General features: G+C 42.0%; 23 protein-coding genes. 12 read left to right on the top strand and 11 right to left on the bottom strand.

The annotated features are described in order from the left end of the window. Window positions 1-326 precede the first annotated feature (326 nt). Entirely contained in the window at window positions 327-1,454 is a 1,128-nt protein-coding gene (locus QY316_13075; GenBank protein ID WKZ32820.1) for a Fic family protein, read from the bottom strand. 333 nt (window positions 1,455-1,787) lie between these two features. On the opposite strand from QY316_13075, the gene QY316_13070 reads away from it, so the two are divergent. The 3 genes from QY316_13070 to QY316_13060 all read left to right on the top strand — a co-directional run bounded on the left by QY316_13070 (window position 1,788) and on the right by QY316_13060 (window position 2,840). After that, window positions 1,788-2,084, top strand: a complete 297-nt coding sequence (locus QY316_13070) for a nucleotidyltransferase family protein (GenBank protein ID WKZ32819.1) — start codon at window positions 1,788-1,790, stop codon at window positions 2,082-2,084. Between the two features lie 68 nt (window positions 2,085-2,152). Beyond that, the gene (locus tag QY316_13065; protein ID WKZ32818.1) at window positions 2,153-2,323 is read left to right on the top strand and encodes a hypothetical protein; all 171 of its coding nucleotides are present in this window, start codon (window positions 2,153-2,155) and stop codon (window positions 2,321-2,323) included. Beyond that, the gene (locus tag QY316_13060) at window positions 2,301-2,840 is read left to right on the top strand and encodes a nucleotidyl transferase AbiEii/AbiGii toxin family protein (GenBank protein ID WKZ32817.1); all 540 of its coding nucleotides are present in this window, start codon (window positions 2,301-2,303) and stop codon (window positions 2,838-2,840) included. The genes QY316_13065 and QY316_13060 overlap by 23 nt, the downstream gene beginning before the upstream one ends. 8 nt (window positions 2,841-2,848) lie before the next feature. On the opposite strand, the gene QY316_13055 is transcribed toward QY316_13060, so the two are convergent. Then, window positions 2,849-3,112 carry a hypothetical protein gene (locus QY316_13055; GenBank protein ID WKZ32816.1) on the bottom strand — a complete coding sequence of 88 codons (264 nt, stop codon included), beginning with the start codon at window positions 3,110-3,112 and terminating at the stop codon, window positions 2,849-2,851. 647 nt (window positions 3,113-3,759) lie between these two features. On the opposite strand from QY316_13055, the gene QY316_13050 reads away from it, so the two are divergent. The 4 genes from QY316_13050 to QY316_13035 are packed head-to-tail and all read left to right on the top strand — an operon-like array spanning window position 3,760 to window position 10,233. Further along, window positions 3,760-5,955, top strand: a complete 2,196-nt coding sequence (locus QY316_13050) for a DNA methyltransferase (GenBank protein ID WKZ32815.1) — start codon at window positions 3,760-3,762, stop codon at window positions 5,953-5,955. Beyond that, window positions 5,930-7,279, top strand: a complete 1,350-nt coding sequence (locus QY316_13045; protein ID WKZ32814.1) for a hypothetical protein — start codon at window positions 5,930-5,932, stop codon at window positions 7,277-7,279. The genes QY316_13050 and QY316_13045 overlap by 26 nt, the downstream gene beginning before the upstream one ends. 40 nt (window positions 7,280-7,319) lie before the next feature. After that, on the top strand, window positions 7,320-9,230 hold the full coding sequence (locus tag QY316_13040; protein ID WKZ32813.1) for a DEAD/DEAH box helicase: 1,911 nt from the start codon (window positions 7,320-7,322) through the stop codon (window positions 9,228-9,230). Further along, the gene (locus QY316_13035; GenBank protein WKZ32812.1) at window positions 9,178-10,233 is read left to right on the top strand and encodes a DUF3883 domain-containing protein; all 1,056 of its coding nucleotides are present in this window, start codon (window positions 9,178-9,180) and stop codon (window positions 10,231-10,233) included. Before QY316_13040 ends, QY316_13035 begins: the two co-directional genes overlap by 53 nt. A gap of 16 nt (window positions 10,234-10,249) precedes the next feature. On the opposite strand, the gene QY316_13030 is transcribed toward QY316_13035, so the two are convergent. Both QY316_13030 and QY316_13025 read right to left on the bottom strand, forming a co-directional pair. Further along, window positions 10,250-11,326, bottom strand: a complete 1,077-nt coding sequence (locus QY316_13030) for a hypothetical protein (protein WKZ32811.1) — start codon at window positions 11,324-11,326, stop codon at window positions 10,250-10,252. Further along, window positions 11,323-11,748 carry a helix-turn-helix transcriptional regulator gene (locus QY316_13025; protein WKZ32810.1) on the bottom strand — a complete coding sequence of 142 codons (426 nt, stop codon included), beginning with the start codon at window positions 11,746-11,748 and terminating at the stop codon, window positions 11,323-11,325. Before QY316_13025 ends, QY316_13030 begins: the two co-directional genes overlap by 4 nt. A 305-nt stretch (window positions 11,749-12,053) precedes the next feature. Here QY316_13025 and QY316_13020 point away from each other — a divergent pair, with 305 nt between their 5' ends. Both QY316_13020 and QY316_13015 read left to right on the top strand, forming a co-directional pair. Further along, window positions 12,054-13,793 (top strand): ThiF family adenylyltransferase, encoded by a 1,740-nt coding sequence (locus QY316_13020; GenBank protein WKZ32809.1) that lies wholly within the window; start codon window positions 12,054-12,056, stop codon window positions 13,791-13,793. Beyond that, entirely contained in the window at window positions 13,793-14,320 is a 528-nt protein-coding gene (locus tag QY316_13015) for a Mov34/MPN/PAD-1 family protein (protein ID WKZ32808.1), read from the top strand. Before QY316_13020 ends, QY316_13015 begins: the two co-directional genes overlap by 1 nt. 219 nt (window positions 14,321-14,539) lie before the next feature. Here the strand turns inward: QY316_13015 and QY316_13010 are convergent, their stop codons facing one another. Together QY316_13010 and QY316_13005 are read right to left on the bottom strand one after the other, a co-directional pair. Continuing rightward, on the bottom strand, window positions 14,540-14,908 hold the full coding sequence (locus tag QY316_13010) for a hypothetical protein (GenBank protein WKZ32807.1): 369 nt from the start codon (window positions 14,906-14,908) through the stop codon (window positions 14,540-14,542). An 83-nt stretch (window positions 14,909-14,991) separates the two neighbouring features. Then, a complete protein-coding gene (locus tag QY316_13005; protein ID WKZ32806.1) occupies window positions 14,992-16,011 on the bottom strand; it encodes a tetratricopeptide repeat protein in 1,020 nt (339 codons plus the stop codon). A 121-nt stretch (window positions 16,012-16,132) separates the two neighbouring features. Between QY316_13005 and QY316_13000 the strand changes: the two genes are divergently transcribed. Beyond that, on the top strand, window positions 16,133-16,939 hold the full coding sequence (locus tag QY316_13000; GenBank protein ID WKZ32805.1) for a recombinase family protein: 807 nt from the start codon (window positions 16,133-16,135) through the stop codon (window positions 16,937-16,939). A gap of 130 nt (window positions 16,940-17,069) precedes the next feature. Here the strand turns inward: QY316_13000 and QY316_12995 are convergent, their stop codons facing one another. From QY316_12995 to QY316_12975, 5 genes are all read right to left on the bottom strand, one after another. Beyond that, on the bottom strand, window positions 17,070-17,723 hold the full coding sequence (locus QY316_12995) for a hypothetical protein (GenBank protein ID WKZ32804.1): 654 nt from the start codon (window positions 17,721-17,723) through the stop codon (window positions 17,070-17,072). Continuing rightward, window positions 17,708-18,664: a hypothetical protein gene (locus tag QY316_12990; protein WKZ32803.1), complete on the bottom strand. Its 957-nt coding sequence runs from the start codon at window positions 18,662-18,664 to the stop codon at window positions 17,708-17,710. Before QY316_12990 ends, QY316_12995 begins: the two co-directional genes overlap by 16 nt. Continuing rightward, window positions 18,648-19,076: a hypothetical protein gene (locus QY316_12985; protein WKZ32802.1), complete on the bottom strand. Its 429-nt coding sequence runs from the start codon at window positions 19,074-19,076 to the stop codon at window positions 18,648-18,650. Before QY316_12985 ends, QY316_12990 begins: the two co-directional genes overlap by 17 nt. 107 nt (window positions 19,077-19,183) lie before the next feature. Beyond that, a complete protein-coding gene (locus QY316_12980; protein WKZ32801.1) occupies window positions 19,184-20,179 on the bottom strand; it encodes a DUF932 domain-containing protein in 996 nt (331 codons plus the stop codon). 105 nt (window positions 20,180-20,284) lie between these two features. Continuing rightward, entirely contained in the window at window positions 20,285-21,604 is a 1,320-nt protein-coding gene (locus QY316_12975) for a type IV secretion system DNA-binding domain-containing protein (GenBank protein ID WKZ32800.1), read from the bottom strand. Between the two features lie 135 nt (window positions 21,605-21,739). Between QY316_12975 and QY316_12970 the strand changes: the two genes are divergently transcribed. Both QY316_12970 and QY316_12965 read left to right on the top strand, forming a co-directional pair. Further along, window positions 21,740-22,117: a hypothetical protein gene (locus QY316_12970; protein WKZ32799.1), complete on the top strand. Its 378-nt coding sequence runs from the start codon at window positions 21,740-21,742 to the stop codon at window positions 22,115-22,117. Beyond that, window positions 22,110-22,883 carry a PD-(D/E)XK nuclease family protein gene (locus QY316_12965; protein WKZ32798.1) on the top strand — a complete coding sequence of 258 codons (774 nt, stop codon included), beginning with the start codon at window positions 22,110-22,112 and terminating at the stop codon, window positions 22,881-22,883. Before QY316_12970 ends, QY316_12965 begins: the two co-directional genes overlap by 8 nt. The last annotated feature ends 56 nt before the right edge of the window (window positions 22,884-22,939 follow it).

The raw sequence follows: 22,939 nt of genomic DNA, 5'->3' as shown, positions 1-22,939 counted from the left end.
ACTGCCTTCTTGTTATGTATATAGGGTTAATTCTGATTTAGCAAGTCCATCCGTCTTTTTTTATTCTCCCGCACGCCCAAGACTTTTTCATCTATGGTCCACGATGTCGCGTAACTATGCTTCATGGTCTTGGATTTGAAATCCTCCAAAGCTTCTGGAAGCAAAACGTGTCGCCTTCAGGAAAAGCTATGATCTTAGGATAATGTTGTATGAATATCTGCTTAGCAGGGAAGCTTACGTAGCACGGTTTACCCGCTTAATAATATCGATTTAGTAAAGCTAAGCGGAAGTTAGTAATAGAACAGTTTTCTATAGACACGCAAATTTTAGCGTTTGAACAGGTTAAGGTATTCATCAAGTGCAAAAAAGCGATTACGTGAGAAACCAGTGATTTCTTTGAGGAGGCCGAGCTTCTCCATATCGGCAAGCAAGGTATTGGCCGTGTTGTAAGATACTCCGAACTGGTTCATGATGTGTTTTGAATTGACTATAGGCCTTGAGAACAAGAACATCAAAACATCCTTGGCCATTTTTGCCCTGCGCCCAAGCTTTATAATCTTGTTTTCATAAGCTTGGCGCAGCTGGATAATTTCTTGGAAAGTCTCCTTGCTAGCCTTCGAAGTTTCGATAACTCCGCTCAAAAAGAACTTGATCCATTGTTCTATACTATTTGATGCACGTGCCACGGTCAGAGCATCATAATAAGCTCCCTTGTTCTTTTCAAAAAAAGCTGAGAGATAAAGAGTGGGTTCCGTGAGGATGTTTTGCTCAATCAATTGCAAGGTGATTATAAGACGGCCGATTCTGCCATTACCATCCAGAAATGGATGAATGGTCTCGAATTGATAATGGCAGATAGCTATCTTTATAAGAAGAGGGATTTCGAGGTTTTTGTTGTGCCAAAACTTCTCCCAGTCAGTCAGAAGGGCGGGAAGCTCGTCTTTATGCGGAGGAATAAAAAAGGCGTCATTAAGATTTGACCCGCCAATCCAGTTTTGGCTGGTCCTGATCTCTCCAGGGCTTTTGTGTTTGCCCCTGACACCCGAGAGCAGTATTTTATGTGTATCCTTGATAAGGCGCATGGAAAGCGGAAGCGTTTTAAGCTTAGCAATCGCAAAGTCCATGGCTCTGACATAGTTCTGCACTTCCTGCCAGTCATCGCGTTTTTCCGGATTGATCTCTTCTTCTGGTAAAACGGCCTCATCTACAGCTGTTTTTGTGCCCTCGATACGGCTGGAAAGAGTGGCCTCTTTGATTGCATGCATTTTGATGAAAAAGTTAACATCCGGCACAAACATTGAGTAGGCGTTGAGTTCGCCCAGATACCGGACCGCCTCCTCCAGCAAAATACCGATTTTTTTGTCCTCTAAATCAAATTCCTGGTTTACAAAGGCAGGCGAAAAGCTCTTATATTGGTACTGCTGCTTATATTTTCCTGACGCAAATTTTGGCATATGTTTTGAGATAAGAATGATTTATATCTCAATTTAATCAATTTTCTTGAGATACGTCAAGTCATATCTCATTTTGGCTTTCAATTTATTCAAGTGAGGCTGGCTGCCTTTTTGTTTTGAAAATTAGGGGCTTGGAAGGCCTTTGGGGCTTGCCCGTTTTGGGATTTTATGCCTGTTGGGAAACAATTTTGGTACAATTTGGGAACAATCCAAAAGCAACGAGAAAAAAGCGCCCCGCCCCCATTTTCGTGCCATACTCATGCTCTTATCAAAAAGCTTGCCTGAGCTAGCTTGATTGGTATAATCTTTTTGTAATGAATTGGAGGCACAACCTTGAATACCGAACTGAAAACTATAAAAAATAAATTAAGCGAATATAAGCTCGTTCTTGAAGAACAATACAAGGTCAAGGAGATTGGAGTTTTCGGCTCCTTTGTTCGGGGTGAACAGAAGAAGAAAAGCGATCTTGATATACTCGTTGATTTCTATGAACCAATAAGCCTGCTTAATTTTATACGCCTTGAGAATAATCTAAGCAAATATTTAGGCATTAATGTTGATCTTGTCATGAAGAATGCATTGAAGCCGAGAATCGGAAGCCACATCCTGAAAGAGGTAGTCAATATTTAAAAAAGAGTCTAGCTTGTTTATTAAAAAACTTGTGTATCAATTTCTGTGTCGGAACCAGGAGATGAGATTTGGCTAAATCATTAACAATGGAACGAAGTAGGCGGAAAGAGCTTGAGGATATTAAAAAGCTTAAGCCTTCTGAAAAACTTGATATGGCTACAGAGCTATCTGATTTCTGTCTGGAGCTCATGAAAGCAGGCAAGGAGGCAATAGATAGTGTCTCTGGCAAAAAGTCTTAAGGAAGTAGCTAAGGTTCTCAATAAATTTAAAAAACAGCAAATTATAACCGGGTACGCACTTATTGGCGGACTTTCTGTTTCAACCTGGGGTCTTCCTCGCGCCACACAAGATATAGACCTTCTCGTTTCCCTTCCGTCCATTCATGACCTTAATGCATTTTCAGAGGCCCTTAAAGAAGGTGGTCTGCATCCTGAAATAAGCAGGGGTGGTCAGTTGGACCCGGTGCCCTATCTTGTAAAAGTCATTCAGGATGATGTGCCGGTTGACATGCTCATTGCAACCAGAAAATGGGAAGATGAAGCGATAATAAATGCTATCGAAATCGATTTTCATGGCGCAAAAGTTCCAGTGGTAAGGGTTGAATATATTATAGCAATGAAGCTAAAAGCTGGCAGCCCGAGGGATATCCTCGATGCCAAGGAGCTTCTTGAGATCGGAAATGCAGATTCAGACCTTACACATGAATTGGCCAAACGGCTCAAGGTTGATAAAAAACTTGAAAAAATTAGGAGCTGATAGGAACGTTAATCAAACCAGATGGTCCAGAAGTTCTTGGATTTTGGAGATATCTTTCTGCTTGTCTTCAGTATCTCAACAATCAGCCCGGTGGGATAGAGCATCTGAATCCACTTAAGAGCCTTTAGATCACCCAACTCAAGCACCCTTTCAATCACATAGCGCGCATTCTTTTCCAGATCAATCTTCTCCGGATCGACATCCCAAAAGAGAGAATAAAACTCGCTTGGGACAGCTGTCTCCTTTATGAAAATAATTTCCTTAGTTGGCATAATAGTGATTTTTGAACTGTTCCCTAATATGGTATGGTGTAGTTATTACACCATACCATATTAATTAAATAACACATACAACTCACGGCTTCTCATGAACCTGCCTCCTAATGTGCGAGGGTTATTTCATTGGTGTTATTCTTAAGAGCGACAAGAAGAAATACTATAAGATGCTGAGCGTCCTTGAACATCAATTTAAAAAATTTGCTTCCGGCTAAACAAGGCAGGCGCTACCTGCCACTTTCAGAAATAAGCAAGCAGACGCCGTACTCGGAAAAATATCTGAACCTGCTTGCCAGGCTAGGCAGGATAGAGGCGCATAAAGAAGGGCGGAACTGGGTTACTACAATGGATGCAGTGAATAGTTATATTAAAGGAAGGGAGAGACAGCGATAGTCATTCCTACATAACAGACTGCTCATCTATTTACCCTCAATTTTTCTTCAAAATATCTTTAACCCTTTCTTTTTACCATCCAGAAAATCTGTGGCGTAAAATAGAAAATTGTTGTAAGCTATTGACTTCTTTACTCAAAATCTACGATAGCTGTAAAAAAAATACAAATTTAGTTCCAAGAAAGCATTTGAAAGAAAATTTTTTCTTTAAATGAACTCACAATTAAGATATTTTTATTCCAAGTATAAATCATGAATCAAAATAAAAAGTCACTCATTCCTGATAAAGCCTTAATAGAAACGGAACCGCCTGTTGTGTTCGCGAGCCGTCTGGCGCTCCGAGAGGGTAATCGAAAAAAACCAATTTACCAAATGCATAAATGGTGGGCAAGACGGCTTGGCTCAGTTTTTCGTTCTTTGCTTCTTTCTGCGATAACATCAGAAAATGAATCACATTTTTTTAAAAAAGATTATTTTTATCATCGACATAATTTTTCAGGGCTTCGTGTTTTAGATCCATTTGTAGGTGGTGGTACATCGCTGATTGAGGCGGCTAAATGCAATGCGAGTGTAATTGGAATTGATATTGATCCAGTTGCTTGCTTTGTTACAGCAAAGGAGCTTGGAATTTATAATGAAGAAGCCTTATTGGCTGCTTTTTCATTAGTAGAGAAAAAAGTCAAAGAAGAAATAATGCAGTGGTATCACACCGAATTGTCTGATGGCCGCAAAGGGCTAATAATGTATGCTTTTTGGGTTGATCAGATAAAGTGTCCATCTTGCTGCGATATATTTGAGGGACATCCACATTTTCAGCTAAGGCGTTACCAGAAAAAAGAAGAGCAGATTGTGTTTTGTGCAAAATGTGGAACTGTATCTAAGATTCCTCTAGCCTGGAAAACATTTACATGTGATAAGTGCCAGCATCGAACTAATATTATGAAAGGACCGGTCAGTAGAGGCGCATTCGTCTGCCCTGGATGTGAGACTAGAACGGCGATGCAAGAGCTCTTTGATGAAGAAAAACCATTTTTGCAAAAACTCTTTGCAGTGGAAGTTCTTATTGATGGAACCAAAGAGCGAATTTTCAAAAAAGCTGACGAGTCTGATCTTAAGCTCTATAGGAAGGCTGAGCGTCAATGGTTGCAAGAAAGTATAAAAGATAGATTCATTCCTTATGACTCCATCCCAGTAATAAATAGAGACGACCGTAGACCAGTCTCATTTGGTTATAAACGGTATAAAGATTTGTTTAATTCCCGCCAGTTACTATGTTTATCAGCATTAGGAAAGGCCATAGGTTCTGTTGAAGACTCAGGGGCTCGCGAATTGTTAGCCTTGGCCTTTTCAGACTGTCTTGCGTCAAATAATATGTTCTGTTTTTATGCTTTTGACTATGGAAAGCTTACTCCATTATTTGGCTTACACGCCTATGTTAAAATGACACGACCTGTCGAAAATAATGTATGGGGGGCAAATTTCGGAAGAGGCTCGTTTTTGAAATGTTTTAACAAAATGCTCGAAGGAAAACGTTATGCCAATAAGCCATACGAATATAAATATGATGAGAAAGGGCCTAAGCAAGAGTTTACTGGTGAAAGCATTAGCTGCGAGCTTATTACTCAATTTCCAGATAAATCAAATAAAAACCCCTTTGCTCTATTATTAAATCAGTCATCTGAAAACTTTTCGTCTATTCCATCTGCCTCAGTTGATCTTATTCTTTCTGACCCGCCATATTATAACAATCTCGCATATTCCGAATTGTCAGACTTCTATCATGTCTGGTTGAAAAAATTTAATCTTAATTCATACCCTGGCAATAATCATCGGCAGACTCCGCTTAAGGAATCTCTTTACGTTTCACAAAGAGAGCGAAAATCAGAAGAATCTCACGAGCGCTTTGCGCAAGGACTTGCGAGTGCATTTTCGGAGTGCTATAGAGTACTAAAAGAAAATGGGATTTTCGTATTCACATTTCATCACAATGAACCAAAAGCCTGGGCAGCTCTCGCAAAAGCTTTGCTGAAGTCAGGATTCTGTATTACTAACGTTTTTCCAGTGCGCTCTGAAGGACAAAGTCGCTTTCACAGTGATAATAGGAATATAAAATGGGATGAAGTATTTGTTTGTCGAAAAAGGGATAGAGCTCAAAAGAGCCATAATCATAATAATCTAGGTGATAAATTACTGTTATCGATCGAGAGAGATGCAAAAAGACAGTTGGGGCACTGGACGCGCATTTTGCGTAAAGAGAAATTTGATTTTAATTCGTGTGATGCTCGAAGTCTCATGTCTGGCCTCATGATTATGTACCTAAGCAAGAAAGCAACAAGAGGCATAGACTTTGAAGCTTTATTCGCTAAAAGTTATTCCAAGTCGAAACTCAAATCAAAGACCTCCAGCAAAAGGAGCGAGCGGAATGAGCAAGCGAGAGAAATTAGCTAAGATTAAAGACTCTAATGCATTATCCGATTTGAAAGACGTTTCTGAAAAAACAGATCGAAAAGAGCTGTTTTGGATCAAAGGTAAAAGACAGGAGCTCGATGTTTATCGAGTTCCTACGAAGTACCTATTTTTTAACATAGAGAATGGGCGTTATGCCGACAAAATGGTTCAGTTGCGGGCAGATAATCCCGGTGTAGAAATTGATCCAAAGAAAGAAAAGTGGAAAGACAAAATTTGGAAAATGTTAAAAGGTGAATATCCCGGGACAGATCGTGATATAGACCCTTTCAAGAAATTACGTTCTGACTTGGCTGGCCGATTACAGCTGAAGCCAGGTGTGGTTCTATTTGACGGTGGGGTCTTGGATGGGAATCGCCGTCTGGCTGCTTTGCTAGATTTGCAAAAAACAGAACCAAATCCCACTCGTTTTGAATATCTTGATGCAATTATTCTAGATCCAGATGTTGGCCCTGAGGATCGTTGGAGAATTGAAGCTGGCGTTCAGATTGGGCGCGATGAAAAACATCCGTATTCTCCTATTAATGAACTATTAAAAATTCAAGAGGGACTTAATCTTTTAAGAGGGAAGCAGAATCCTGAAAAAGAAATCAGTAAAGTTTTATATGGGATATCAGAAGAGGAAATAAAAAAGGATATCCTGAAAATTCGATTGATCAATGAGTATCTGGACTTCATTGGAAAACCGAGAGCCTACAATGAAATTGGAGATGTTGTCGAGCGCTTCGAGGAAGCCGTTAAGACACTTGAGCAGGCCAGAAAACAAGGAACGATGCCTGCCGAGATTCAAAAGCTTAAGTTAACTCATTTTGCTATTATCCGAGATAAATTGATGGATAACTGGCAGATGCGGAAAATTCGTACTTCTATGGGAAGTGGAAAGACCGCAAAGGGGAGAAACGAAAAAGCATTTAAAGGACTTTTAGGATTGGGCGGCGATCCACAAAATCTTAAGAAGGCCTTATCTGCAAAAGGAATAAATACAGCTCTCAAAATATCTCACCAAGAAAGCGTTGATTCTTTTTTAGATCAAATGGATGCTCAGGAAAAAGCTGATAAACCTTTGCAGTTAGCTAATAATGCGAATACACATTTGAAACAATTGTTAGATACACTCGAAGATGGAAAGATAGCAGATAATTTTGAATCTGCTCAGAAATTCAACAGCCTCCCGGCCGTTCTGGATGAAATAATCACTGTGGCAAAAAAATGTTTTGAAAAAGCGGAAAAATTGCGTAAGAAAATAAGGAATCCTAGTGATGCGAAAGCGAGCCGAGCCAAGCACTTAGAATCAAAAAAAATTTGAGTGATCAGCAATGATTATACTTCGGCAAGACCGACCTGGATTGATAACTGTAGATTTTTCTCGGGAAAAAGATTTTGATCGAGATTCTATCGGGAGTGAGTTATCTCTCGGATTGTTTACAGTTGAAGGTGGCTCAGATGAAATCATTGCAGAGGACAATGGTCAGCTTGGCCATATTCTTGATTACATAGACAATTTTCTTACCGCTCGTGGTTTTGAGGTAGATTTAGATGTCAGTATGCGCCGTGCTTTGGTCCAGTTTCGCGAAGAATCCTCAATCGTTCAGGCGGCCCGATCAAAGAAGCTTCGACCAGTATCCCTTGAGTCACCCACCAATTATGGTATCTGTCGTTCATTACTAGGACATCAACAAACAGCGGTGCGTCATGCCCTTACTATTAGGCATGCTGCAAACTTCTCTGTCCCTGGGAGTGGAAAAACAACAAGTGCATTATCAGTTTATGCAATATTAAAAAAACAGAAAATTGTTGAAAAATTACTCGTTATAGGTCCAGCAAGTAGTTTTGCGCCATGGGAGAATGAGTTCAAAGAAACGCTTGGTCAAACTCCCACTGTGGTAAGATTGATAGGAACCCGGCCTGAACGTGCAAGGTTACTTCGTAACCTCGAAAATGTCGATCTAGTCCTTTGTACATATCAAATGGCCAATAGAGAGCGCGATAATTTGATTGTCGCTCTTAGCTCAAGTCGCTGTTTGTTGATTCTCGATGAGGCTCATCACATTAAAAACATTAATTTGGGTCCTTGGGCTCGCACTGTTCTTGACTTAGCTCCTTATGCCGAACGTAGAATGGTATTAACAGGTACTCCGGCACCTCGTTCGCTTCAGGATTTATGGTCGCAGTTTGCTTTTCTTTGGCCAAGTCAAAGTGTTTTGGGAAGCCGAGCGCAATTTGAACAACAATTAACATCTTCGGCAAGTCATCAAGCTGAAGCAGTTAAAACGCTGATCAAGCCTTTTTTCATACGTACCAAGAAGTCCGATTTGGGATTACCAAAGCCCATTCCTGTTATAACCAAAATTCCTCATCGCGACATTCCATCCCGCCAAAAAATCATAATTAGTTTGCTTGAGCAGAGGACACTTCAGGAAGCTAGAAATTTACAGCTGAGTCAGGCGGATTTGTCAATTCTTCGTCGTTGGCGCAAAGCTCGTTCTTTAAGGCTCCTACAAGCTGCAAGTAACCCAGCGTTGTTGAGAGGCATTATTCCTGATACCGGGGAATTTGGAGCAGCAATGGATGATGATCCTGTGCTAGCCACAATGCTTCGTGACCATATTAAATATGAGATACCGGCAAAAGTCTCTTTTGTTGTAGATACAACACGCCAACTAGTAAAAAATGGCAATAAAGTGCTCATCTGGGCAACTTTTGTTGAAAACATACTCCTGTTGGAAAGACTTTTAAAAGATTTAAAACCCTTGAAAATTTATGGAGATGTGCCGCCTTACAATGAGGACAATGATCCGGCTTTTGAAAGTAGAGAAAAAAACATTTCTGAATTTAAAACCCGTTTGGATCGCCCTGTGTTGATAGCTAATCCAGCTGCATGTTCTGAATCAGTTTCTCTTCACATGATTTGCCATAACGCAATCTATCTGGAACGGACCTTCAATTGCGGGCAGTTCTTGCAATCTATGGATCGCATACACCGGGTGGGTATGCCATCAAAAATTCATCCACGCTATTATATTCCGATATTGCAGTGCGCAGTTGAGCAGGTTGTGGATCGAAGATTACGCAGCCGCCAGCAAGTGCTCTATCAATTACTAGATGATGACATGCCGGTCTTAGGCTATGATGATGATTCCTTCCTTGCAGATAGAGAAGACGATTTGGAGGAAATCTTCCGAGAATTACTGGAAGAGATATCAAGTGCAGACAAAGGAACTACTCAAACTAATCGAAGAAACAGGACACGTCGGTGAACTAAACCGACTACTTTCTGTGTATAAACATCGGCGTGCTAAGAGACTTGGCAAACTCGAACTTATCGAGCTTGCTAATCAAAGCGCTGGAGCAACCTATCGGTACCCCAATCCTGAGCCTGCCCTTAAAGTAGCTTTACTAATCGGACTACTCAATAAAGATAAGAAAATCGTTTTTCTAACCCAGACCGGCGCACTTTTCCTCAAACTGAGTGATTATAAAATGGATTTAACCTTTGGACAGTCAAGTTTTCTGCTGAGCCTATTTTTAGATGACGAATACATGAATTCTAATATTTCCCAATTATTTAGTTATTTTGGGAAGGGAGCAGATGAGAAATTAGAGGCCAAGTCAAATCCATCAACATGGGAAGAGACGATGCAGGTAGCGGCAAGGATATTACAGCAACTCGGCGTTCTTGAAGAATGCGATGGTAAGCTGTGCCTTAATGTAGCCTTTGAATCAGTTCTCCCTCCTCAAATTCTTAGAATGGTAGCTCTTGATGAGAAAACTTTGTGGGAGCGACTTGATGCCCAAAGACTCCGAGCTAAAAAGGCAGAAGAGTTGGTGCTCATCGAAGAGCAAAAACGCCTCATTAAAATCGGACGTCCTGATTTGGCGAAGCTTGTATTTCGTATTGGTGCAGAAGCTGTATCGGCAGGATTTGACATAAGTTCTTTTGAGCACGACGGTTCGCAGCGTCTGATTGAGGTAAAATCTTCTCTTGGTAAGGCGCTTCGCTTTGAATGGTCAATAAGAGAACGAGAAATGGCTTTTCATCATAAGAATAAATATTGGATATATTTTGTACCACTTGCGGATATATTGGAAAAAAGAACGTTGCCCATCTTAATGATACAAAATCCCGTAAAGCTTATAAATTTCGGCAGACTCTCTGAATTAGCTTCTTCTTTTGTGGTTTATGCTGATGGCAGGGCCTTACTATTTTTCAATACAAGTACTAAAATTGGTCAACGTGATCTCTTGCAAAAATGGTCATAAAACAATCTTACTGAAATCAATTATGCTTTTTCCCTTTTCGCTCTTTAATATAGATGATAGCCCATACTTCATTTAGAGACGGAATACGTTTCGCCTCTATTTCTATTTTTCCGTATCCTATAGACCCTTTTGAAGTAGTCCACGTCTGAAGCAATTCTGCTCCTGTATATGATTCATAATCGTTGCCATCAAAGGCTTTGGAAATAATACTTGTAGTAGGTATTTCCATATTCTTGTGAAAGCGAATTCCCAATTCTTCCAATTTCAAACTGCTTGTAGCTTCACGTATACGCAATTTCATAACAGGAGCAAAGTTCTCTTCGATTACTTCATGCTCCATTGCAAGAAGGAGTTTCTCTTCATCTTTTTTAAAACCCAATCTCGCACGTAAAAAACAAATAGGCTCTTTGGTTTTTTTGATACAGGCAATTGTAGTAGATAGGCGACTTGCCTCGGGCGCTAATTTCTCCCGAATTCGATCGATCATTTCAAAAGAGAGTTTCCCGTTTGAAAGATTCTCTTCTTCCAATGCAGGCTCAAGATAGGCTGGATGATGCGCTAAAAAAGCCGCAACTCGGTCTACTAATATTTCTTCTGGTTCACGTTTGAGAGAGGGAGTACGGCGGAATGCAAATCGGAGCTGCTTTCCATCCAATAAAAGATGTACTATCTCATGCCATTTGCTAAAATATTTTTTTAACGAATGCGAGCCACGACAATTTATAACAGCTAAATACGGTTGTTCCCAAGGATGCCTATTCTTGCGTTCTAAAATCAAAGCATCTGTCTGATCATCGAGTTCTTTTTTGAGCCGCCCAATTACGGGTTCTCTCTCCGGAGGGATCTCCTGTTCCAATTCATCCAGGTCCCTATCCTCATGTATCTCCTTAACCACAACCCCTAGAGAAGTTGCTACATAATTGAGAAGATCTACAAGGTTTTTAGGATTAACTCGCGGTGCGAGTAATTTATCGACCTCTTTTTTGCAATATTCAATTATTGCATTTTCAATATTCCCACGGAGCGGAATACCAAGGCGCTTACCTACCCTTCGAATTTCCTGATCATAAGCCTGACGCTCTAATTTATTCACTTCCTCTCCCCCAAAAACGGTTTGACGCCCTCGTACAGTTCTTGCCAATATTCTTTAGTTTTAGAATCTCTACTCTTAGTGCTTCGACGAGCCATAATCGAATTATCAATCTCAAGTAGTAATAATGTTTGTTGATAACTAAGACATTTCTCTTCAGCAAAGTTACTTAATTCAACTGGTATCTCAATGATTGCTCGCCTGTTATCTTCGGATATTGGTTCACCACGTAAAAGATAATCTAATGAGGCGGCAAGTACATTTGCAACTCGTAAAAGTTTTTCCCCTCCAATATCAGAACGATCGTTCTCAACATCCCATAAAAAGCTTTTGGAGATTTCCGATTTATCGGCTAATTGCTCAAGAGTTAGTTTTTTTTGTGTTCGTATATATTTGATACGATCGCCAACCGACGCCAGTTTCATTTGAACCCTCAAAAGAAGAATTAAAAAGGACTTGACTTGAATTCGGTAACTCGGTATATTCCGATAAACCGAACACGTTAGTTCGATAAAATCATATAATTCTGTTTATCATATTAATGAGTTCGGAACAATAAAAATCCTTTTAGGGGGGAGCATAAAATGAAAAACGAAGACAAAGAAAAAAAGGGTCACGACAAACCAAATCACCCGGAGCACCCAGAACATCCTGAGAAGCCAGAAAGGCCTGAGCACCCGAAAAGGCCTGATATAGACCGCCCTCGAAGATATGGGAGGGCGTGTCTATAATGCCTAAGCCTTGGTTTGAGAGAGAACCCGATTTGCTCGAAACGGAAAAGAAGGCCTATTTAGAAGGTGGCATGGATTTTCGTTTAAACGAGGAACTCCTGGTCAAAAAAAAGGTTGTAGTCTTCGAGGGTACTATTCAAGCCTCTGATGGCGAGCATAGGTTACAGGTAATTTATCCATCAGGATTCCCTGATACAATGCCGCTAATAAGGGACTTAAGCAAAGTGCTGCCACGCCATCAGGAGCCTTACAGCGGCGTTTTATGCATAGAACAGAAAAAAACTGGAGCAGACCGAGTACTGGAGGCCCTTGACCTTATAAATGTGTTTAATGAGCGTCCCCAAGACATCGAAGACCTTGAAATAGATGCTCCGGAACCCGCAAGCATTTACTACCCGTATAATAAATTATCAACCACCAAGGTTTCCTCAGTATTAATTCCAAGTACAATGACTCACATTCCTATGGGATCTTGGGGCGATTTTGCTCTTAGATTGCAAGTATTCAATCCCACAATTCACATTAATGAAGTAATGCAAACTGTCCTCTACAAAGTTCACGACGCAAGCTCTAATAAAACATACAGCATAAATTCAGAGGCATTGCAAGGTGTCTTAGAAATGAAAGGACAATGGCTTAAGGTAAAAACTCAGCCTCCTTTTCTGAATGATTACGGTTCCTTCAAAAAATGGTTTTTTGATCAGGAAAGTAAACTGACATATCGATATCAGAGGCTCTTGGATAAAATGAAGCAGAATGATCCTGCAAGAGATTTTGATATATTCGGTATAGTTTATCCCGAAGAAGGGCCAAAAAGAAGAGAGTATGTTCATGATCAATGGCTAATAGGAGTTGAAAGCAAAAAACACAAAATAAAAGCTCTATTGCGTCCTTCTCTGTTAGGAGTTGAGGATGCGTACTTCCAACGTATTCCTTCCTTGATAAAACTTCGTGAAAAGAAGGTAGTCCTGGTCGGCCTTGGAGCTATAGGAAGCGTAATTGCGACAGAGCTAGCGCGGGCCGGGATAGGCCATTTTTGTCTCATTGATTTTGATGGCTATGACGCAGGAAATGTGGTCCGTCAAGCTGTAGATTTAAGAATGACTGGTATGGCCAAGGTCGATGCAATCGCAAGGCAGATTAAACTAATTAATCCCTTTGCCAAAGTTAAGCCGTGGGGAGTAAAGTTGGGCATGCCTGTACATGACCCTGAATCACTTCCAGATGGCGAGGGTGACGATTTGTCGATTTTTTCGAAACTTACAGCAGAGTACGATCTGATTATATCTACAATAGCGGATAAGTCAGTTGAATTTTTAATCAACGATATTCTGACAGCAGCAGGGAAACCTGGGATATATGCATATGTGCATAATGGTGCCTGGGGAGGTCAGATTTTTCGTGCTTTGCCGAACGAAGCCTGTTTCGAATGTTTCGGATATCATAAAAGTGATATGAATACGGGTAATGTAAATGAAGATCCATTAGCTCAGCCCTTGTACGCTAGAGGCTGTTGTTTCCCAACGTTCACAGGAACTGGTTTTGATACAAGCGTCATATCAAATCTGGCCACTCGATTCGCAGTTCAAACACTGTTGCGGAACGAGAATGGATATCCCGACGTGGATTATAATCTTATCAATTGGAGTAGCCGCACTGATTCTAAAGGAGATTTGCCTAATTTGGAAAAACGGAATATAACCAAACACAATTCATGTAGGTTTCATAAAAGCTGTTGATGCAGAAAAAAATATTTATCTTTGCGTCAGTAATTGAGACTTGGCGTAAAGAAGCAAAAAAATTTCTTTTCAAAGAGACAGGTGGGATCCTGATTGGGTATAAGGATAAATCAGGAAATCATGTAATGACACACGCAACAGGACCAGGTCCGAATGCTTACCATGGGTTGACATGTTTTGAGGCGGACCACAAATATTGCCAGAGTATTTTGGATTACATATTTGACCTAACAAGAGGCGAATTAACGTTCATGGGGGATTGGCACACACATCCTTGGGGCGCTCTCGACTTAAGCTCGCGCGACTATAAGACTCTGATAGAATTGGCTTCAGATCATAGAGCTAAAACTCCTCGTCCTATTATCGCTATTTATAGGCCAGAATTTTATATTTTAGGTCACAGTAGAAAACATGATTTTGCAGCTTATTCGTTGCAGTATAGTTCAAGTTCTCTGGAAACGAAATCTCTTGGTATAGAAATAATAAATGAAATTTCTAACTATACGCTTCCTGTAATTGATCCATGAGCTCGGTTACTGCTTACTTAATCCCTTTCTGATAAATTCATACATAACCCACATCAAAATCACGAACCCTATCGCTATATAGACTAGGGAGATTTCGTAGTTCATTGTTAGCCTGCTGAATCCGGTTAGAAAGGTCATGCCCACAAGAGTAGCGGCCGTCATTTTTAGCATAAAGGGCATCTCTTCATGGATTTTGTTCAGAATTTTTTGCATATGAATTTAGCCAAGCCCGAGCAAATCCGCCATAACGAATTTGGTAATGGCATAGGCAGAAAAGATAATAATTAATCCGATAGTGGCATAGAAGAAGGTCAGCTTTCCCCTCTGAACCATCTCCGTATTTCCTCCTGAGAGCATCCAGATGAAGCCTCCATAGACGAAAATAGCCAGGGAGATTGAGCCGACCACGCCCAATGCGCCTCTGATGATTACGCCGATAAGTTTTTGAGGAGAATCTGTATTAAGGGGATTATCGAGGCAAACGGAGCCTGAAGGGCAGTCGTTATCAGTGCCAGCTCCAACTGCGAGTGCCTGAGGGGTGCAGGAGAGAAATAATAGTAGAACGCAAGAAAAGATGAATCCTTTCATATATTTCGAATTTAGTATATTTACAGTATAACAACTTTTTTGAAAATGAAAAAGGGAGAGCAAATTGCTGCTCTCCCTGCTGATTACCTCTGGCGCACAACCATACTGATTTCAGGCTGGTCTGTTACAGCCAATAGCCTAAATTTATACTTGTTTTTTGGTAGAGACTTGGCGGACCACAGGTTGACGACCTCTCCATCGTCGTAGATCGCCTGAAACTTGCCGTCGGGTGAATCAAGTCTCCAGTTTGAGATAACGCCGGTCGGAAAAGTAATCCAATAAGGAGTCTGCTCTCCGGCCTTCAAAGAGAACGTATAGGTGCCTGGCTTGTAAACGACAGCTTCTGGCAGTTCTCTCATCACCACGTCGTCGCCAAGGTATTTAGAGGCGAGCGTCTTATGTGTCTCCATTACTGCTTCCTTCCCCGGCTTCCTTGCCAATTCCTTGGCCTTGTCCAAGTGGTAACGCCCGAGCGCCTCTCTGTTGAGGGTATACTCACCTTCGTAGGTGTTATCGTATCTTGCAGCAATGCCGAGCAGGTCCACCTTGGCCTCATCACCTTCGGCGGTTTTGCTTAAGGCATGGTAGTACTCTGCGACCGGCTTCCTTAACCCCGGGTCGTATGAAGCAGCAAGGGACAGGAGTTCGTCATTGCCGTAGCGCTTTCCGGTTTCAAAAATGAACAATGCTATTTCCTTCCTCAGGCTTGGCTCATAGCTCAGTGCCTTCCTGAAGAGCTCATTAGCCTCAGCCAGCTTGCCAGTACTCAGAAGAGACTTCCCAGCATCCTTATACACATCGCCTATTTTATAGCCATACTCCGGATTGAGCTTTACCGCGCTGGCAAACCTTTCATCAGCCTGACTGAAATTGCCATTCTGAACCAAGCATACGCCGAGAAGGTAATGGGCTTCGGCGTTCGCAGGGTTTGCCGTGGCCTGGTTTGTCTCGTCGCCATATATCTCCTTTTCAAGAAGCGCTATGGCCTGAGGGTACATCCCTGCCTTCATGAACTCCTTTGCCCTGCTGACATTGCTTGCATAGCTCTCCGTTGCGAAAAGCAGTGCACAGACCATAAAAACCGTGATCACTATCCTGTTCATGGCTAACCTCCTCATTTTTCAAGTTTTTTGGCCGTATTGACAGGATTTCCTGTCAGGCATTAGACTGGAAAGTAGGTTTAGCTCCGCTTTACAAAGAGGAGCTTAAGTATCAGCAGGAGGTATGCGTCAAAAGAAAATGGTCGTGGCCTATTGCAGGGTCTCGACCCTGGAGCAAAAGAAGAGGGGGTATGGGATAGACATCCAGATCAGGGATGCTTCTCTTTTTGCTGAGCGGAATGGATTGTTGGTGGAGCGATTTTACAAGGACGAGGCTGTAAGCGGGGTGAAAGAGGACAGGAAAGAGCTCCGGCGCTTGATGAAGGCCTGCAAAAAAGGCAAGGTCGGGGTCTTGATTCTTCCTTCCCTGGACCGGCTCTCAAGGGAGGTCCGGATATCCGAAAACCTCTTTTATGAATTCAAAAAGCTAGGAGTCAAGGTCCTGATCGCGGACATACCTCAGTACAATGGCGAATCCAAAGACGTTTTGATGAGGCAAATACTGGCAGCTGTGGCCGAGGAGAACAGACGAGGGATTATCGAGAGATTACGGAAGGGCCGTCAGGAGCGCGTCAGAAAAGGACGATTCCCCGGAGGCAATCTCCCTTACGGGTATACGAGAGAAAATAAACGCGTCGTCATTAATCCAGTGGAGGCCGAGTGCGTTAGATTAGTCTTCCACCTGGCTGAGCAGGGCTTTACGGGGCAGCACATTGCTGACGAGCTTACTCAAAGGGGTTTTGTCCTAAGAAATGGAAAACCCTGGACACAAAGACAGGTCTCCCGGATTCTTCAAAAAGAACGGCTCTATCGAGAGGGATTGATACGCTACGGCGAGATCGAAGGGGAAATGGAAAATCAGCTAATCTTAGCCGATTATATGAAAGAAGGGGTTCAGTTACAAAGGTGCTCACTCTTGACAAAATCCTGAAAAAATGGATAGATATAAGCACATTGTACCTTAAAAAAGAAAACAGCTCCTCTTTGTAAAGCGGAGCTGATTTAGATTTATGAGAGTGGAAAGTCAAAAAGAATAAAATTTTAATGCTAACAAATGTCCTTCAGTATTTAGCATGGATTGCCTGGAGAAAATTCAAAAGGAATGGCAGGAATGGCTTCAAAGATAAAATTATTGCAACAAATAAAATTATTAAAATACCACGCTTAAAATACTCCTGTGCCATCACCATGTAATCAACTTTTTCATTAACTATAGAAAAATTTTTTTGAGTCTTATCTAAAATAAAAGCTGCAATTCTCATATCATATGTCCATTTAGTATCGTGTTTGAAATTTGATATAAGTTCATTAGGATTAATTTTGTGATAACCACGCCTACTAATAGTCTTGATGGCAAAGTACACGGCACGAGAAAAATAAATTATAGATAACGAGAAAATAATACTAAAAAGATAGACAGCGAAATCTTTATCCGGGGTGCTGTGACTATCTTCAAAAAATAATGATTTGCCAAAATTAGCGATTAATACAACAATAAGACCCGTAGCACCCAAAATCGTTGTCGCTTTAGCCTCGACTGTATTTAGCCTTTTATTTTCAGCTTCGCAAATATCCTTGCTAATTTCGAGCAGTCTTTCGGCATTTTCTTGATTCTCACCCAATTTATACAAAATAATATCGACGCTACTATCATTTTGCTTAGGTGGCTCGCCCTCTAACAATGGCCAGAAAAATTCTCTTATTTTTCTAAGCATAAAAGATCAACTAGGCTTTCGGTTAACTTGTAGCCAGTTCTTTCTTCAATCCATGCCCACTGACCATTGGGATTAATTTCAAGAAAATAGTAATCACCATTGGGTGTAAAAACAAAATCAATAGCTGAAAATTTCAAGCCCAATCTCTTATTCAATTGAAGACATTTATCAGAAATATCCTTGGGCAACTCATGCCTCAAATGTTTAATTTTAGGATTTTCCCCTTGCCGCCAATCAACCATAGAATCCCTAAAATCCTGCGAATGAATTTCTACTGGAAATACTTGTTCACCAATAACAGTCACTCTAATATCGTACTTTTTAGGTAATCTTTCTTGGAATATCGACGGAATTGGAATGCATTTGCTCACTTTCTCGATAGCAAAATCCTGCACGCTACTTGTGAAGATTATGTCTTCTCCTGCCACTTTTTTTACGACAGAAGTTTTTATTGGTTTTACGATCGTACATTTATTGTTTTTTAGATAAAAATTTTTGATTAATTCCGAGTCGTTGGAAATTAAAGTTTTCGGTATTTTAAATCCAATCTCAGATGCTACGCTTAATTGAAATGGTTTTATTTCTGCCTTTCTGATATTAAAGGGATTGCTCACCCAGTTACAATCTAATAGAGTCCACGCACCTTCCAGTGCTGCAAAAGATTCCTTAGTACAAAAATCTTCCACACCTTTTTCTAATCTGAACTTATTAAAATCAGGAAGAATGGGTCTTCTATACCAAATGCTTTGTATATCGGAAAAGGGGATTATTTTATTATTGGGAGTCTGAAGAAAATTAGTTGTACCGTAATTCAGAGAAAGCTTTACATTTAGGGGGAAATCTTCTGTATTAAATCGAAAGAAATCAACCTTTCTTTTTCTAAGCTCTAATATGACATAATCTGCGGTTATATCTTCGCGGTTACTAAGAATGATAATCATTTGGTAAGCCGATCAAAGTGTCTTCCTGCTCACGATCAACTTCTGTTTTTGTATATAATTCATTGATACCTAAAGAATCATCATCTGATTCTCTTTCTGTAAATGTTTTGGTCATCGTCTCTAATAAATAGTTGCTATGGTCGTCGGATTCCCTGGAAACGGCAGTCTTGGTCACTGTTTCTTGCATAATAGGATTTTCTTGCTCATCATTGGATTCACGCTGCACCCTAGTAAATGTTATAAGTTCTGGCATTGAGCTCGTTTTAATTAATGGCATCTTCTGTCCAGCTACATCTAATACCATTACATCTAGTTCATTATCATATCTACCTGGCAATGCTTCCGCATTTCTTCTGGGTTTTGAAAATAACATTATAAATGGAATCGCATTTGCCTCAATGTGATCGCCCATGACCTCTCCCCTCAGGAATTTTTAAGAGATTTAGTATATTTTATCCATATTGTTTAGTCAATAATATAAAAAGGAGACACCATCCGGTATCTCCATTTGACTATTTTTTAGCAATCAAAGGCCTTGAACCCTTGGGCAGGCAGGGCCAAAAGCCTTCCTCCTATCTTCTCAAGCTCAAGGCTACCTTCCCAGCTCTCCTCCTTCTGAGCTGCGTTGGTCACGGCATTAGCTATGCCATAGGCATCTGATTCAGGCTCCGAGCCAAAGGCCATGAGGATGTTTTCCTTCTGGGTTTCGTTTAAGCCGTAATGCTTGACCAGGTTGTTTATGACTCCTTGTGGATTCAGGATTTTGATTTCAGTAGAATCCCTTAGGGATTGGACGATCTCGCCGAAGCGCCCGAAAAGCTCCCTTATGGACCTCCGGATTGCAAGATAGACCATATCGTCGTCCAGTTCTCCATTCCCACCGTTCCCGTTTCCTAGGTGGACCTGGCGGGTCGTCAGCTTCTCTATGACCATCCCATTTGTGCATTGGACCCGGAATATCCTCGGCTCGACACGTAGGGCCTTGTGCCCGGTCTCGGAGTTGGTAAGGAGAAGGCCGCCGATTATAAGATCATCCCTGTGCCTGATGACGTCCTTCAAATGATGGCTCCGCACTTTGACATACATCTCCGTTTCTGAAAGATGGCAGTCTTCGATTTCAGCCCTATTTGCCTGAAGCTCGTTTAAAGAGCAATACAGGAAGTCGAGATGGTCTATTACCCTGTAGCGGTTGCTTAAGAAAGCCCGGACCGCATCCCCCAATCCCCGTACGAAGATATCCTTCTCCATCCTTGTCAGCCAGGCATTGACATTCCCTGCTAGAAGATAGGGAGCCTCGGCCTCCATACGGTTGTAATACTTGACTGGAATATCAAGACGCTCGGCTATCTGTTGATGGCACGGCTTAGTGATCGCAAGCAAGTTGTAATTGCCGGGAATTTCCAGTTTTGCTGATCCATCTTCAACTTTCATGTCGATTACTGAGGTATTGAGCTTCCTATCCCATTTAAGCGGATGCTGTTTTTCGAGCGTCTGAAGCAGTTCGACTAAATCCATAAGTCCTCCTTTTTGAAAAGAAATTTGAAAGAACAAATCTGGTTAGAGAATAAAACGGAGGACGGGAATCGATAAGGTGGGTGATTTTGCCTTTGAAGGCAATTACTAAAGCGGCAGCCTCTGGGCTGTTGGCGTGCTTGGGGGAGTCCTCCTCAATAGAATTTCCCTTTCGACCTCTTTCCTTGGCCTGCAATATTTAGCTCTGGAATTTGCAATGATTTGCTCCTTGAAGGAGTGTATAGGCTGGGGAGGTGGAAGTGTTATGGCGCTGAAGGGTTCTGAGCTGGCTCCATCAATCATCAGCTTAAGAAAGATATGGTGGTTTTCCAGGCTCACAAGATCGCGCTCCTCAATTGATCCATTGAACTCCAGGGCAAGCCTTTTTGCGTCCTCAGCCCCGACCCTGAACGAAATAATCGTTCCCACATTGCCGAAAATTGACTGCCGTATATTTTCATCGAGCTGAAAGATATACTGGTTGGCGAGCACAAGGCCTAATCCGTACTTGCGGGTCTCTGAGAGGCTGTCGGTAAAGGAGCTCGTAATAAAATTGTGGAACTCGTCCACATACAGGTAAAAAGGCCGCCTGTCCTTTTCAGGTATATTGGCCCGGCTTAATGCTGCAAGCTGTATCCTGGTCACCAGGAGCGCACCCAAGAGGGCGGCGTTGTCCTCCCCGAGCTTGCCTTTAGAGAGATTGGCGATAAGGATTTTTCCTTCATCCATTGCTTTTCGAATCCTGAACGAATTCTCCTGTTGGCCCACTATACTTCTCAAGGGGACGCTCGTAAGGAACTGCCCAATTTTATTGAGTATAGGCGCGGTCGCCTCGGCCTTAAGCCAGGCAGAGTATTTTTCAAATTCATATTGCCAAAAGTCCCTGACCTGCTGGTGGTTTATCCTTCCGACCACGCCTTTCCTGAAATCTTTATCCGTCAAAAGCCTTGGCAGGTCTAAAAGCGTGCTTTGAGGGCGCTCCAGAAGGGTAAATAGCGCATTCCTCAGGATGTGCTCAAGACGCGGCCCCCAGAAATCAGCCCAGACTTTTTTGAACACCGAGATTAGTCCGGAGACAATCAGGTAATGGCTGTATGGCGTAGCTCTCTCAAGAAGATTGAAAGCGGTAGGGTACTCCAGGTCCTGCGGGTTGAAGTAGATCACATCCTCGATTCGCTCCTCAGGTACTAAATCAAGAACATCCTCGGCCAAGTCGCCATGCGGGTCTATCAGGGCCAGCCCGTTTCCATTCCGTAGATCAGCCGCGATCAGATTTTTCAACAGCGTCGATTTGCCTGTGCCGGTCTTCCCGATGACATACATATGCCCCAGCCGGTCCTGCTCTTTTATTCCAAACCTCTTTCTTAGATGCCGGTAGTTGGTAACAGCAAAGGGAGTTATTGAGTTTTTGTTATTTGTGACAAGCATTCCTTAATTGTAAGGGTTCAACTCAAAAATAAAAGAATGCCAAAATTGTCCTTAGCGGCAACTTTGCCCTCCTTTGCCCAGCCTTTTGAAAAATATAAGCTGAAGGCAGTTCTTTAATAAAAGGAGGGATAAAAAATGGAAAACAGAACCAAGTGCATGAATGTAGTAAACAAGCATGGAGAGGTGGTCGTAAAAATCTTTCTTCAGCCCGGCGATGAATTCCTGATCGACTACAAGGCTCTGAAAGATGCGAACCGGACAGGCAATGGAGGTGTCAAGGGCAAGGGCGGGAATGGTAATGGAAGCTTGGAGAAAACAGAGGGCCTGATGACCTTCCCCCAGAAAAGGCTTCTCTTCAGGCTCCTTGCTGATAAGGGAGTGGAGGGAGATAAGGCACACGAGCACCTTCTAAAGGCCTTTCAGGTCAGTTCTTTAAAAGAGGCCTCCAAAAACGAGGCAAGCAGACTCATCGAGCGCCTGCTGAAAGAGGCAAAGGGGGACAGCCATGCCTGAGTACATATCGGCGAGCAGGATAAATCTCTATATGCAGTGCAGCCTCAAGTACAAATTCCGGTACATAGATAAGCTGCCGGTTTCCTTCAAGTCTTCGGGCTTGGCCTTCGGGAGCGCGGTCCATTCTGCCCTTGATTGGCTGCACAGGGAAAGAATGAACGGCAACGGAGCCTCGCTGGAGCGCTTATACAAGATTATAGAGGCGGACTGGTACGCCCAGAAGCTTGAGATGGATATCCGCTTCAAGGAGGGCGAGGACGAGGAAAGGCTGGTGCTTCTGGCAAAGGAGATCCTCGGGCTCTATTTTCACGAGCCTGCAAATGAGATAAAAGGGGCTGAAATCCCCTTCACCGTCCCTGTCATCAACCCGTCCACCGGCGAAAAGCTGGCGGTCAACCTCGAAGGGTACATGGACCTTATCGAGAAGGACGGCACGATTGTGGAGTTCAAGACCTCTCAGCAGACCATGAGCCTGGATGATGTCCTAAACAGCATCCAGCTGACCGCCTATAGCTACGCCTATGAAGTCCTTTACCAGAAGCCACCAAAAGTGCTTAAGGTGGTCAATTTCGTAAAAAACAAAAAGCCCAAAATCAACGTCATGGAGACCGTACGAGGAAAATCCGATTACCAGAGATTCTTCTACCTGGCAAAACAGGTCCTAAAAGGGATTGAGGGCCAAATGTTCTTTCCCCGGATCGGGTTCTGGTGTAAGGATTGCGAGTATGAGGAGGGGTGTAGGGGGTGGAATAACAGTTTTAGTTAAATAAAAAAAGCTGTATATATAATTTTTATATACAGCTTTTTAAATAGAGAGATATT

Source organism: Thermodesulfobacteriota bacterium (genome assembly GCA_030583865.1).
Taxonomy (GTDB): Bacteria; Desulfobacterota; GWC2-55-46; order GWC2-55-46; family GWC2-55-46; genus UBA5799.
The sequence above is the reverse complement of the archived record's forward strand: the minus strand, read 5'-3'. Positions and strand labels throughout refer to the sequence as shown.

Bases quoted from the DNA above. Each gene is read 5' to 3' on its own strand.
- QY316_13025 (WKZ32810.1), bottom strand. From the start codon at position 11,748: ATGAAACTGGCGTCGGTTGGCGATCGTATCAAATATATACGAACACAA.
- QY316_12985 (WKZ32802.1), bottom strand. From the start codon at position 19,076: ATGGGCGATCACATTGAGGCAAATGCGATTCCATTTATAATGTTATTT.
- QY316_13050 (WKZ32815.1), top strand. From the start codon at position 3,760: ATGAATCAAAATAAAAAGTCACTCATTCCTGATAAAGCCTTAATAGAA.
- QY316_13010 (WKZ32807.1), bottom strand. From the start codon at position 14,908: ATGAAAGGATTCATCTTTTCTTGCGTTCTACTATTATTTCTCTCCTGC.
- QY316_13020 (WKZ32809.1), top strand. From the start codon at position 12,054: ATGCCTAAGCCTTGGTTTGAGAGAGAACCCGATTTGCTCGAAACGGAA.
- QY316_12965 (WKZ32798.1), top strand. From the start codon at position 22,110: ATGCCTGAGTACATATCGGCGAGCAGGATAAATCTCTATATGCAGTGC.
- QY316_13045 (WKZ32814.1), top strand. From the start codon at position 5,930: ATGAGCAAGCGAGAGAAATTAGCTAAGATTAAAGACTCTAATGCATTA.
- QY316_12975 (WKZ32800.1), bottom strand. From the start codon at position 21,604: ATGCTTGTCACAAATAACAAAAACTCAATAACTCCCTTTGCTGTTACC.
- QY316_13005 (WKZ32806.1), bottom strand. From the start codon at position 16,011: ATGAACAGGATAGTGATCACGGTTTTTATGGTCTGTGCACTGCTTTTC.
- QY316_12990 (WKZ32803.1), bottom strand. From the start codon at position 18,664: ATGATTATCATTCTTAGTAACCGCGAAGATATAACCGCAGATTATGTC.
- QY316_12970 (WKZ32799.1), top strand. From the start codon at position 21,740: ATGGAAAACAGAACCAAGTGCATGAATGTAGTAAACAAGCATGGAGAG.
- QY316_13015 (WKZ32808.1), top strand. From the start codon at position 13,793: ATGCAGAAAAAAATATTTATCTTTGCGTCAGTAATTGAGACTTGGCGT.
- QY316_13055 (WKZ32816.1), bottom strand. From the start codon at position 3,112: ATGCCAACTAAGGAAATTATTTTCATAAAGGAGACAGCTGTCCCAAGC.
- QY316_13075 (WKZ32820.1), bottom strand. From the start codon at position 1,454: ATGCCAAAATTTGCGTCAGGAAAATATAAGCAGCAGTACCAATATAAG.
- QY316_12980 (WKZ32801.1), bottom strand. From the start codon at position 20,179: ATGGATTTAGTCGAACTGCTTCAGACGCTCGAAAAACAGCATCCGCTT.
- QY316_12995 (WKZ32804.1), bottom strand. From the start codon at position 17,723: ATGCTTAGAAAAATAAGAGAATTTTTCTGGCCATTGTTAGAGGGCGAG.
- QY316_13000 (WKZ32805.1), top strand. From the start codon at position 16,133: ATGCGTCAAAAGAAAATGGTCGTGGCCTATTGCAGGGTCTCGACCCTG.